The sequence below is a fragment of the Pseudomonas sp. LH1G9 genome (assembly GCF_002949975.1).
GTDB lineage: Bacteria > Pseudomonadota > Gammaproteobacteria > Pseudomonadales > Pseudomonadaceae > Aquipseudomonas > Aquipseudomonas veronii.
In genome coordinates this window covers 408,515-420,856 of the sequence record NZ_CP026880.1, presented here as the reverse complement: position 1 = coordinate 420,856, position 12,342 = coordinate 408,515, and the positions used below count along the sequence as shown (strand labels likewise).

Annotated in this window: 8 protein-coding genes and 2 pseudogenes; 4 read left to right on the top strand and 6 right to left on the bottom strand. The window is 62.6% G+C overall.

Features of this window, described 5'->3' with window-relative positions; translation table 11 throughout:
* The first annotated feature begins 21 nt into the window (after nucleotides 1-21).
* Genes moeB through C5F70_RS02035 form a run of 4 tightly spaced genes read left to right on the top strand, consistent with a single transcriptional unit; the run spans nucleotide 22 to nucleotide 4,583 of the window.
* Nucleotides 22-1,884: a molybdopterin-synthase adenylyltransferase MoeB gene (moeB, locus tag C5F70_RS02050; RefSeq protein WP_102617604.1), complete on the top strand. Its 1,863-nt coding sequence runs from the start codon at nucleotides 22-24 to the stop codon at nucleotides 1,882-1,884.
* 23 nt (nucleotides 1,885-1,907) lie between these two features.
* Nucleotides 1,908-2,822: a PLP-dependent cysteine synthase family protein gene (locus C5F70_RS02045; protein WP_104902641.1), complete on the top strand. Its 915-nt coding sequence runs from the start codon at nucleotides 1,908-1,910 to the stop codon at nucleotides 2,820-2,822.
* Between the two features lie 37 nt (nucleotides 2,823-2,859).
* A complete protein-coding gene (locus C5F70_RS02040) occupies nucleotides 2,860-3,852 on the top strand; it encodes a serine O-acetyltransferase (protein ID WP_017845199.1) in 993 nt (330 codons plus the stop codon).
* Nucleotides 3,853-3,854: 2 nt separating this feature from the next.
* Nucleotides 3,855-4,583: an alanyl-tRNA editing protein gene (locus tag C5F70_RS02035; RefSeq protein ID WP_104902640.1), complete on the top strand. Its 729-nt coding sequence runs from the start codon at nucleotides 3,855-3,857 to the stop codon at nucleotides 4,581-4,583.
* A gap of 73 nt (nucleotides 4,584-4,656) precedes the next feature.
* Here C5F70_RS02035 and C5F70_RS02030 read toward each other — a convergent pair whose 3' ends face one another.
* The 6 genes and pseudogenes from C5F70_RS02030 to acnD all read right to left on the bottom strand — a co-directional run bounded on the left by C5F70_RS02030 (nucleotide 4,657) and on the right by acnD (nucleotide 12,291).
* Complete coding sequence (locus C5F70_RS02030) at nucleotides 4,657-5,748, bottom strand: hypothetical protein (protein ID WP_158683832.1); 1,092 nt, start codon at nucleotides 5,746-5,748, stop codon at nucleotides 4,657-4,659.
* Between the two features lie 188 nt (nucleotides 5,749-5,936).
* Nucleotides 5,937-7,421 carry a 2-methylcitrate dehydratase gene (prpD, locus tag C5F70_RS02025; protein ID WP_057003803.1) on the bottom strand — a complete coding sequence of 495 codons (1,485 nt, stop codon included), beginning with the start codon at nucleotides 7,419-7,421 and terminating at the stop codon, nucleotides 5,937-5,939.
* 200 nt (nucleotides 7,422-7,621) lie between these two features.
* A pseudogene (locus C5F70_RS02020) lies at nucleotides 7,622-7,795 on the bottom strand (PrpF domain-containing protein); the annotation flags it as partial.
* A gap of 259 nt (nucleotides 7,796-8,054) precedes the next feature.
* Nucleotides 8,055-8,237: pseudogene (locus C5F70_RS02015) on the bottom strand (PrpF domain-containing protein); the annotation flags it as partial.
* 257 nt (nucleotides 8,238-8,494) lie between these two features.
* A complete protein-coding gene (gene prpF / locus C5F70_RS02010; RefSeq protein ID WP_017848471.1) occupies nucleotides 8,495-9,685 on the bottom strand; it encodes a 2-methylaconitate cis-trans isomerase PrpF in 1,191 nt (396 codons plus the stop codon).
* Between the two features lie 11 nt (nucleotides 9,686-9,696).
* Nucleotides 9,697-12,291, bottom strand: a complete 2,595-nt coding sequence (acnD, locus tag C5F70_RS02005) for a Fe/S-dependent 2-methylisocitrate dehydratase AcnD (RefSeq protein WP_046489377.1) — start codon at nucleotides 12,289-12,291, stop codon at nucleotides 9,697-9,699.
* Nucleotides 12,292-12,342: the final 51 nt, after the last annotated feature.

The following is a 12,342-nucleotide window of genomic DNA, read 5'->3' as shown; positions in this document are numbered from 1 at the left end:
CTCTTTGAACGCGAGAGAAACATGGACGTCCTCCGCCCAGAAGCCCTGGAACAGATCTATGCCCACGCCAGCCGCAGCTACCCCGAGGAATGCTGTGGCTTCGTCTTCGCCGACGGCAGCGTGTACCTGGGCCGCAATATCCAGAACGAGCTGCACCGCAAGAACCCCGAGATGTACCCGCGCAGCGCGGCCAATGGCTACACCTTTTCCGTGGCTGACACGCTGCTGCTGAACAAGGCACTTCGCAGCGACAACCCGGTGGTGGTGATCTACCACTCCCACCCTGATGTCGGTGCCTATTTCAGCGACGAAGACCAGGACAAGGCGCTGTTCATGGGCGAGCCGATCTACCCCGTCAGCTACCTGGTGGTGGATGTTCGCCAGGGCCAGGCCCTGGGCTCGAAGCTGTTTGCCTGGGATGGCAAGCATTTCGCCCTTCAACCCCTCAACGACCTGCACACGGAGTTGTCCATGAACGCTGTCTCTTTCCCCGACATTCTGGTTCGCGTGGCCAAGCTGCCGGAATCGACCCTTGAGGGCACCGGATCGACATTGCGCGAAGTCATTGAAAACCTCTGCGACAGCCACCCGCAGTTGCGTATGCACCTGTTCCACGAGAACAACAACCAGCTCAAGGAACACTTCCTGTTTACTGCTGAGGAAGCATTGATCGAGGCGGACGACCGGCTACCGGAAAAGGCCAGAATCGAAGTGTTGCTCGCCACCTCCGGCGGCATTGACGTCGACGGCCTGAGCAATGAAGAAGTGCAGCGCTACGTGCGCCATATCACCCTGCCCGGCGTCGGTCGCGAAGGCCAGTTGAACCTGAAAAAAGCCAAGGTGCTGATCATCGGCACCGGCGGCCTGGGCTCGCCCATCAGCCTGTACCTGGCGGCAGCCGGCATCGGCACCCTGGGGCTGGTGGATTTCGATGTGGTCGAGAGCAGCAACCTGCAACGCCAGATCGTCCACGGCAACAGCACCCTGGGCATGTCCAAGGTCGCGTCCGCCAAGCAACGCTTGCAAGACCTCAACAGCCACATCCAGATCAATGCCCACGACACCGCGCTGACCGCCGACAACGCCCTGGAATTGGTCGGCGCCTACGACCTGGTGATCGATGGCACCGACAATTTCGACACGCGCTACCTGGTCAACGACGCCTGCGTGCAGTTGGGCAAACCCCTGGTGTTCGGCGCCATCTACCGTTTCGACGGGCAGATCAGCGTGCTCAATTACAAAGGCGGGCCCTGCTACCGCTGCCTGTTCCCCAAGGCGCCACCAGCGGAACTGGCGCCCAATTGCAGCGCCGGCGGAGTGATCGGCGTGCTGCCGGGGGTAGTCGGGATGATCCAGGCGACCGAGGCGATCAAGTTGCTGATCGGCATCGGCGAACCCTTGTCCGGCCGCTTGATGCGCTTCGATGCACTGGCGATGAAATTCAGCGAGATCCGCTTCAAGCGCCGCGCCGACTGCCCGTGCTGTTCGGAACTGCGCCACAGCGCCCCCCTCGCGCCGACAGTCTGCGCCGACGCCGTACCGAGCAAGCCCAGCCTGGCCGAAGAGCGCTACATCAAGCCGCGGGTACTCAAACAACTGCTCGAACGCCACAGCAGCGCCGACGTACTGCTGGACGTGCGCGACGCCAGCGAACTGGAGGTCTGCAAGTTGCCGGGCGTGGTGCATATCCCCCTCGCCGAACTGGACGGTCAGCTCGACAGCCTCAGCCGAGACAACACCCACTACCTGATCTGCTACGCCGGAACCCGCGCCGAGCAAGCGGCCAGCACCCTGCTGGCGGCCGGCTTCGCCAACACCAAAGTTCTGCAAGGCGGCATGAAACATTGGGTTCGCGACGTCGAACCCGATATGCCTTTGTACTGATCACGGCCCTGGGTAACGACCTGATGCTGCATAACTCAATTCTCGACGCCATCGGCCACACACCGATCGTGCGCCTGGCGCAGTTTTCCGAAGACCTCGGCATCGAGGTCTACGCCAAACTGGAATCGCTCAACCCCGGCGGCAGCCACAAGGCGCGCATCGCCTTGGGCATGATCCTCGACGCCGAGCGTCGCGGCGTGCTGATGCGCGACTCCGGGCAAACCATTATCGAACCCAGCGGCGGCAACACCGGCATTGGGCTGGTGATGGCTGGCAACGTGCTCGGCTACAAAGTGGTGCTGGTGATCCCGGATAACTACAGCCCCGAAAAGCAGAAACTGCTGCGCCTGTATGGCGCCAAGGTGGTGCTGTCGGACAGCCGCCTCGGCAACAATTCCCATGGCGAGAAATGCATGGAGTTGCAGTTGGAAAACCCCAACTACGTGATGCTCAACCAGCAACGCAACGGCGCCAACCCGCAGACGCACCGCGACACCACCGCGCCGGAGATCCTCAGCGCCTTCGGTGAGCAGCGCGTGGATTACTTCGTCAGCGGCATCGGCACCGGCGGCCATATCACCGGCATCGGCGAAACCCTCAAGGCCGCCTGGCCGGCCCTGCGCGTGATGGGCGTGGAACCGGAGGAATGCGACCTGCTGAAAAACCAGCACGCACCCCACCATATCCAGGGCCTGTCGATCGGCTTGATCCCCAGCATCCTCAACCTGGACGTGCTGGACGGCATGCTCAAGGTGTCGCGCGTGGAATGCCTCGACATGATGAAACGCATCATGCGTACCGATGCCATCAGCCTGGGCCTGTCCTCGGCCGCCAATATGGTGGCCATCGCCAAGCTCGCCCCGGAGTTACCGCCCGAAACGGTGGTGTTGACCATGGTCTACGACAATGCCGACAGCTACCTGCCCAGTTTCGAATAACCGGTTATCCAACCATCCAGAATGCGGGGGTGCCTCCATGGGCGGCTTTATCGACATGCAACATCTGCACGATGAATTGCTTACCCACCTCATCAAGACCCTGACGCCCACGCAGATGAAGCAGCTGGAGCCGCACTTGGCGCCGTTGGTCCAGAGCGCCGCCCAGGCGGTGGCCGAGGACCTGATTGCCTACGCCTACCGCGACCCGGCGTCGCGCGGGCGCGGCGAGTTGATCCTGGAATCCTATGCCTCATTCAAGGCGGTGCTGTTCTACCGGCTGGCGCACCGGGTGTGGCATTTTCCCGACCAGACCAACGGGATGTTTTCGCGCATTGCCCTCAAGCTCAGCAACCAGGGCAAGATCCTCTCCGGCGCGGAGATTCACCCGGCAGCGCGCATCGGTCGGCGCTTTGTGCTCGACCATGGCTACGGCACGGTGATCGGTGAAACCTGCGAGATCGGCAACGACTGCTACATCCTCTGCGGCGTGACCCTCGGCGCTCGCGGCATTGCCAACAACCCCGACGGCAAGCGCCACCCGCGCCTGGGCAACAACGTCGAAATCGGCTCCGGCGCCCGCGTGCTGGGCTACGTGCAGATCGGCGACAACGTGTTCATCAGCCCAGCGTGCGTGATCACCCAGGACGTACCGGCGGGGACCAAGGTCAAGGTGGTCAACCAGATCCAATTGCAAAAGAACGACGAATCGGAGCACAGCAGCTACCTCGGCGCCTTCGCTCTCGATGAGCGCCTGCACGTGGTCGGCGAGATCAATGCCAGCCACAAGGTCACGGTGCTGGACGCCGACTTTCACCCGTTGCAGGGGCTGATGCTCGAACCCACGGTGAAAGAACGCCATCACCTGCAATTTCGCCTGCGCCACATCGAAATGGGCGACCGTCTGCCACGTCTGCCGCTGAACCTGAAAGTCTGCGGGCCGGAATTTGAAATCACCCTGCTCTCCCCCCCTGGCTTGAGCGCAATGGTGCGTCACCTGCTGCAAGCCAGCCCATTGATTGTCGGAGGTTGAACATGTCTGTGCACACCATGGAAACCCTGGCGCTGTTTGACAGCGCGCCCTACCAGAACGCCTTCAGCGCCCGGGTGATTGCCGTCAGCGAACACGGCATCGCCCTGGAGCACACGCTGTTCTACCCTACCGGCGGCGGGCAACCCGGCGACAGCGGCCACTTCACCCTGGACGACGGCACGCGCGTGGACATCCTCGGCACGGTGCGCGACCCGGTGCAGCGCTCGATCATCTGGCACCAGGTGGAACACTGTCCCGAGCAGTTGAGCGCCGGGGTCCAGGTGGATGCCAGCCTCGATTGGGAGCGGCGCTACCAGCACATGAAAATGCACACCTGCCTGCACCTGCTGTGTTCGCTCATCGACGCCCCGGTCACCGGCTGCAGCATCAGCGCCGACAAAGGGCGACTGGATTTCGACCTGCCGGAAATGACCCTGGACAAAGACAGCATCACCCGCGATATCAACGCACTGATCGAACAGGCTCATCAGGTGAAAACCCTGTCGATGCCCGCGTCGGAGTACGCAACCCTGCTGCAGATCACCCGCACCCAAGCGGTAGCTCCGCCCGTGATCCAGGGCTCGGTGCGCGTAATTGAAATTGCCGGAATCGATATCCAGCCATGCGGCGGCACCCATGTGATCAACACCGAAGAAATCGGCCGGGTGTTTTGCGAGAAGATCGAGAAGAAGAGCAAGCATAACCGTCGGGTTATTTTGCGCTTTGAATGAATGTTCAGCAGAACGGGGTCGATGCAGGTGCGGGCTTACCGCCCCACATTGACCCGTTTTTCTATCGCTGAACTTAACCCTTCAGCGCTTTGATCTGGTTATTCAGCTGCTCGATTTGCTTCTGCAGTTCGGAAATCACCTTGGAAAATTCAGCCATCATCTGGTCGATGCGTGTGCGAAGTTGCTCATTGTCGCGTGCGAGATCCTCGAGGGTACGAGGCGCCTGGTTTGATTCATCGGACCGGGCCGACGGGTTGCTTTCGTTGGACTGCGCCGCGCCTTGCTTGCCTTGACCCGAAGAAGCACCTTGATTGGCCTGACCCTGACCCTGCGCCGCACCTTGCTTGCCTTGACCGGAAGAAGCACCCTGATTGGCCTGCCCCTGACCCTGACCCTGCGCTGCGCCTTGCTTGCCCTGGCCGGAAGAAGCACCCTGATTGGCCTGACCCTGACCCTGCGCTGCGCCTTGCTTGCCTTGACCGGAAGAAGCACCCTGATTGGCCTGCCCCTGACCCTGCGCCGCGCCTTGCTTGCCCTGACCGGAAGAAGCTCCCTGATTGGCCTGCCCCTGCCCCTGCCCCTGCGCTGCGGGAGGCATCCGGGTCTGGGGAGTATCCGCGCCCAACCTCTTACTCAAATCACCGATCTGGTCTTGAAGCCCTTTAACGACCGAATTGAAACCGGACTCCAACTTATTGAGCCTATCGCCCAGTTGCTTATTTTCGGCAGTCAAGCGCTCAAGGGAGGGAGGAGCATCCCGCCCGGCCCCTTGTGTATTGTCCATACGGCCGCGCGCTTCAGGCGACGTGCCGTTCTGCTTCGCCGCAGGATCACCACGAGTACTGGGGTTCGACGGTGCCGCCTCTTTTCCAGACGCTGCCTTCACCTTGGGGTGCTGCGCAAGCTGGTTCACTTGCTCCTGAAGCTTCATGATTTGCGGCGTTAACTTGGCGACCATCTGATCATATTTTTCGGCCAACTGTTTGTTCTGGCCAGAGAGGTGTTCCAGATGAGCGGGTACCGCGTTTTTTGCCGCAGACGACGCCTTGGCCAGAGGACTGTCAGGTACTCTGAGGCTCTCGTCGGCGCGACGGAGCCTGGCGTTCGGCGACATGTCATAGCCGACGGTGTTGGGCATTGGCGGGCGATTGTTTACGCTATTCATAAAAGGGCCTTTTCAGATTCAGGTGTTTGATCCACAAGCATCGCTTGCCAGATGACCCGCGCCTGCAGGGCATCTGACACCTGATTGGCTTCTATCTGAAAACGGTTCCGAAGATGTAGGACGCATCAATCGCAAAGTATGTCTGTGTCAAAACCTGCCCTTCGCGAGCGTGCGCAACCACGGCGCGGTCATATCACCCATAAATCCACAAAGCGATTCACCGGCGTGGCTTCAAGCCGCGCCTGATCCTTGCACAACGCAAAAATCTCGGCACTGCGCTGGGCCGTAAAGCGCGTCGCCAGGTTGGCCTTGAACTTGTCTTCCAGCAACGGAATACCGTCCACCCGGCGCCGACGATGCCCAATCGGGTACTCCACCGCGACCTGCTCGGTGTGGGTGCCATCGTTGAAGAACACCTGCACCGCGTTGGCGATGGAACGTTTGTCCGCCTCCAGGTATTCGCGGCTGTAGCGGGGCTCTTCGACGATCACCATCTTTTCGCGCAGCTCGTCGATGATCGGGTGCGCAGCGTGGAACTCATCTTCGTACTGCTCGGCCACCAGCGTGCCGAAGGCCAGCGGCACGGCGGTCATGTATTGCAGGCAGTGATCGCGGTCGGCCGCATTGGCCAATGGGCCGACCTTGGAAATGATCCGAATCGCCGACTCATGGGTGGTGATCACGATGCGTTCGATGTCGTGCAGGCGATCGACAACCTGCGGGTGCAAGGTCACCGCAGCTTCGCAGGCGGTTTGCGCGTGGAACTCGGCGGGAAAGCTGATCTTGAACAGCACGTTTTCCATCACATAGGTGCCGTAGGGTTGGGACAGGCTGAAGGTGCGCTTGCCTTCGGGCTTGAGCGCCAGGTCTTTGTTGGTGTGGCTGAACAGCACATCGTAGAAGCCCCATTGCGGCGCGCTCAACACCCCGGGGATGCCCATCTCGCCGCGCAGCGCGATGTCTGCCAGCCGCACACCGCGACTGGAGGCATCGCCCGCCGCCCAGGATTTGCGCGAACCGGCATTCGGTGCGTGCCGATAGGTGCGCAATGCCTGACCGTCGACAAAGGCGTGGGACAGCGCCGACAGCAGTTGCTCGCGGTTGGCGCCCATCAGCTTGGCGGTGACCGCCGTCGAGGCGACTTTCACCAGCAGCACATGGTCAAGGCCGACACGGTTGAAGGCGTTTTCCAGGGCAATCACACCCTGGATCTCGTGGGCCATGATCATCGCTTCCAGCACTGCGCGCACGGTCAGCGGCGCGTCGCCATTGGCCACGCGTCGTTGCGAGAGGTGATCGGCCACGGCGAGGATGCCGCCGAGGTTATCCGAGGGGTGGCCCCATTCGGCGGCGAGCCAGGTGTCGTTGTAGTCGAGCCAGCGCACGATGCAGCCGATGTCCCAGGCGGCCTTGACCGGGTCGAGCCGGAACGACGTGCCCGGCACCCGCGCGCCGAACGGCACCACCGTGCCCTCGACCAGCGGCCCCAGGTGCTTGGTGCATTCCGGGAACCGCAGCGCCAGCAGGCCGCAACCGAGGGTGTCCATCAGGCAGTTGCGCGCAGTGTCCAGCGCGGCTGGGGAGTCGATCCGGTAGTTGAGGACGTAGTCAGCGATGTCCTGCAAAACCTGATCGTAGTCGGGGCGGGTGTTCTGGTCGACGTTGGCGCTCATGGCTGTTCTCCAAAGTGGGTGGGGGGTCAGTCCTCGGGCTCACGGTTACTGGAAGCAGATCTTCGATGCCTGCCTTGGAATAGAGATCCCTTGTGGGAGGGGGGCTTGCCCCCGATGACGGTGGGTCAGTCAATGAATGTGTCGACTGGTACACCGCTATCGGGGGCAAGCCCCCTCCCACATTGGATGTGTATCGAGCCTTAGAAGGCGTCGCCTGGGACGCGTACAAAGCCTTCCATCAACACCCGCGCGCTATGGCTCATGATAGCCTTCTTCACCACCCATTCGCCGTTGACCTGGGTGGCTTCAGCGCCGACCCGCAAGGTGCCGGACGGATGCCCGAAGCGCACCGCGTTGCGTTCCACGCCGCCAGCGATGTCCTGCAAAACCTGGTCGTAGTCGGGGCGGGTGTTCTGGTCGACGTTGGCGCTCATGGCTGTTCTCCAAAGTGGGTGGGGGGTCAGTCCTCGGGCTCACGGTTACTGGAAGCAGATCTTCGATGCCTGCCTTGGAATAGAGATCCCTTGTGGGAGGGGGCTTGCCCCCGATGACGGCGGGTCAGTCAATGAATGTGTCGACTGGTACACCGCTATCGGGGGCAAGCCCCCTCCCACAGGGGATTGGTGTTGGGTTTTAGAAGGCGTCGCCTGGGACGCGCACGAAGCCTTCCATCAACACCCGCGCGCTACGGCTCATGATGGCCTTCTTCACCACCCATTCGCCGTTGACCTGGGTGGCTTCAGCGCCGACCCGCAAGGTGCCGGACGGATGCCCGAAGCGCACCGCGTTGCGTTCCACGCCGCCCGCCGTCAGCGATGTCCTGCAAAACCTGGTCGTAGTCGGGGCGGGTGTTCTGGTCGACGTTGGCGCTCATGGTTGTTCTCCAAAGTGGGTGGGGGGTCAGTCCTCTGGCTCACGGTTACTGGAAGCAGATCTTCGATGCCTGCCTTGGAATAGAGATCCCTTGTGGGAGGGGGCTTGCCCCCGATGACGGCGGGTCAGTCAATGAATGTGTCGACTGGTACACCGCTATCGGGGGCAAGCCCCCTCCCACATTGGATGTGTATCGAGCCTTAGAACGCGTCGCCTGGGACGCGTACAAAGCCTTCCATCAACACCCGCGCACTACGGCTCATGATGGCCTTCTTCACCACCCATTCGCCGTTGACCTGGGTGGCTTCAGCGCCGACCCGCAAGGTGCCGGACGGATGCCCGAAGCGCACCGCGTTGCGTTCTACGCCGCCCGCCGCGAGGTTGACCAAGGTCCCGGAAATCGCCGCAGCCGTGCCGATCGCCACCGCTGCGGTGCCCATCATCGCGTGGTGCAACTTGCCCATGGACAAGGCACGCACCAGCAGGTCGATATCGCCGGCCTTGATCGCCTTGCCGCTGGAAGCCACGTAGTCCGCAGGCGGCGCCACGAAGGCCACCTTCGGCGTGTGCTGACGCTGGGCGGCTTCGTCCAGATGCTTGATCAGGCCCATGCGCAACGCGCCATAGGCCCGCACCGTCTCGAACATCGCCAGGGCTTTCGGGTCGCCGTTGATTGCGCCTTGCAGCTCGGTACCGGTATAACCCAGGTCTTGCGCGTTGATGAAGATTGTCGGGATACCCGCGTTGATCAGCGTGGCCTTGAAGGTGCCGACGCCCGGCACCTCCAGGTCATCGATCAGGTTGCCGGTGGGGAACATCGAACCGCCGCCGCCCTCTTCTTCAGCGGCCGGGTCCAGGAACTCCAACTGCACTTCGGCGGCCGGGAAGGTCACGCCGTCCAGTTCGAAGTCGCCGGTTTCCTGCACCGCGCCGTCGGTGATCGGTACGTGGGCGATGATGGTCTTGCCGATATTGGCCTGCCAGATCCGCACCACGGCCACGCCGTTGCGGGGCACGCGGGCCGGGTCGACCAGGCCCGCGCTGATGGCGAAGGAACCCACCGCCGCCGACAGGTTGCCGCAGTTGCCGCTCCAGTCGACGAACGGTTTGTCGATGGCGACCTGGCCGAACAGGTAGTCCACGTCATGCTCGGCGCGGCTGCTCTTGGCCAGGATCACGGTTTTGCTGGTGCTCGACGTGGCGCCGCCCATGCCGTCGATCTGCTTGTCGTAGGGATCGGGGCTGCCGATCACCCGCAACAGCAGGGCATCGCGTGCGGCCCCCGGGACCTGCGCCGACTCGGGCAGGTCCTGGACGCTGAAAAACACACCCTTGCTGGTGCCGCCACGCATGTAGGTGGCGGGGATCTTGATTTGCGGTACGTGTGACATGGTTATCCTCTTCAGGCGGTCGCCGCCGATTCCAGGAAGTCCTGGGCAAAACGTTGCAACACGCCGCCCGCCTCGTAGATCGACACTTCTTCGGCGGTGTCCAGGCGGCAGGTCACCGGCACTTCGACACGTTCGCCATTCTTGCGGTTGATCACCAGGGTCAACTGCGCGCGCGGGGTGCGTTCGCCGACCACGTCATAGGTTTCGCTGCCGTCGATCTTCAACGTATGACGGTCGGTGCCCGGCAGGAACTCCAGCGGCAACACGCCCATGCCCACCAGGTTGGTGCGGTGAATGCGTTCGAACCCTTCGGCGGCAATCGCTTCCACACCCGCCAGGCGCACGCCCTTGGCCGCCCAGTCGCGGGACGAACCCTGACCGTAGTCGGCGCCGGCGATGATGATCAGCGGCTGCTTGCGCTCCATGTAGGTTTCGATGGCTTCCCACATGCGCGTGACCTTGCCTTCCGGCTCGATGCGCGCCAGGGAACCCTGCTTGACCTTGCCGTTTTCGACGACCATTTCGTTGAACAGTTTCGGGTTGGCGAAGGTGGCGCGTTGCGCGGTCAGGTGGTCGCCGCGGTGGGTCGCGTAAGAGTTGAAGTCGACTTCCGGCAGGCCCATTTTCGCCAGGTATTCGCCGGCGGCGCTGTCGAGCATGATCGCGTTGGACGGCGACAGGTGGTCGGTGGTGATGTTGTCCGGCAGCACCGCCAGCGGGCGCATGCCCTTGAGCGGCCGCGCACCGGCCAGCGCACCTTCCCAGTACGGCGGACGGCGGATATAGGTGCTTTGCGGGCGCCACTCATACAACGGCGCGACTTTCGGGCCGGTGTCTTCGTGGATCGCGAACATCGGGATATACACTTTGCGGAACTGCTCTGGCTTGACCGACGCCTTGACCACCGCGTCGATTTCTTCGTCGCTCGGCCAGATGTCTTTCAGGCGGATTTCCTTGCCGTTGGCGTCGAGGCCCAGTACGTCCTTCTCGATGTCGAAACGGATGGTGCCGGCAATCGCATAGGCCACCACCAGCGGCGGCGAAGCCAGGAACGCTTGCTTGGCATACGGGTGGATACGCCCGTCGAAGTTGCGGTTACCCGACAACACGGCGGTGGCGTACAAGTCGCGGTCAATGATCTCTTGCTGGATCACCGGGTCGAGCGCACCGGACATACCGTTGCAGGTGGTGCAGGCGAAGGCCACCACACCGAAACCGAGTTTTTCCAGTTCGTGCCCAAGGCCGGCTTCTTCGAGGTACATGGCCACGGTTTTCGAACCGGGCGCCAGGGACGACTTGACCCACGGCTTGCGGCTCAGCCCCAGCTTGTTGGCGTTGCGCGCCAGGAGGCCGGCGGCGATCACGTTGCGCGGGTTGCTGGTGTTGGTGCAGCTGGTGATCGCGGCAATGATGACCGCACCGTCGGGCATTTGCCCCGGTACTTCTTCCCACTGGCCGGAGATGCCTTTGGCGGCGAGGTCGCTGGTGGCGACACGGGCGTGCGGGTTGCTCGGGCCGGCCATGTTGCGCACGACGCTGGACAGGTCGAAGGTCAGGCCGCGCTCGTATTTCGCGCCCTTGAGGTCGTCGGCCCACAGGCCGGTCTGGCGTGCGTATTGCTCGACCAGGGCGACTTGTGCGTCTTCACGGCCGGTGAGTTTCAGGTAGGCGATGGTCTGCTGGTCGATGTAGAACATCGCCGCGGTGGCGCCGTATTCCGGGGCCATGTTGGAGATGGTCGCGCGGTCGCCCAGGGTCAGTGCCGATGCACCTTCGCCGAAGAACTCGAGCCATGCGCCCACCACTTTCTGTTGACGCAGGAACTCGGTCAGCGCCAGCACCATGTCGGTGGCGGTGATACCGGGTTGCAGCTTGCCCGTCAGCTCCACGCCGACGCTTTCCGGCAGGCGCATCCACGAAGCGCGGCCGAGCATCACGCTCTCGGCTTCGAGGCCGCCGACGCCGATGGCGATCACGCCGAGGGCATCCACGTGCGGGGTGTGGCTGTCGGTGCCGACGCAGGTATCGGGGAACGCCACGCCGTCACGCACCTGGATCACCGGAGACATTTTCTCCAGGTTGATCTGGTGCATGATGCCGTTGCCCGGCGGGATCACGTCGACGTTCTTGAAGGCTTTTTTGGTCCACTCGATAAAGTGGAAGCGGTCTTCGTTGCGGCGGTCTTCGATAGCGCGGTTTTTCTCGAACGCGTCCGGGTCGAAACCACCGGCTTCGACGGCCAGGGAGTGGTCGACGATCAGTTGGGTCGGCACCACCGGGTTGACCTGGGCCGGGTCGCCGCCTTGCAGGGCGATGGCATCGCGCAGGCCGGCGAGGTCGACCAGGGCGGTCTGGCCGAGGATGTCATGGCACACCACCCGCGCCGGGAACCAAGGGAAGTCGAGGTCGCGCTTGCGCTCGATCAGTTGGCTCAGGGAAGCATTGAGGGTGGCCGGGTCGCAACGACGCACCAGGTTTTCCGCGAGTACGCGGGAGGTGTAAGGCAAGGTGGCGTAGGCGCCGGGGGTGATTGCATCGACAGCCGCGCGGGCGTCGAAGTAATCGAGGCGGCTGCCGGGGAGCGATTTGCGAAATTCAGTGTTCATCGTCAGGACTCGGTCACGGTGATTACAAAAGGAACCCACTGATCCAGATTT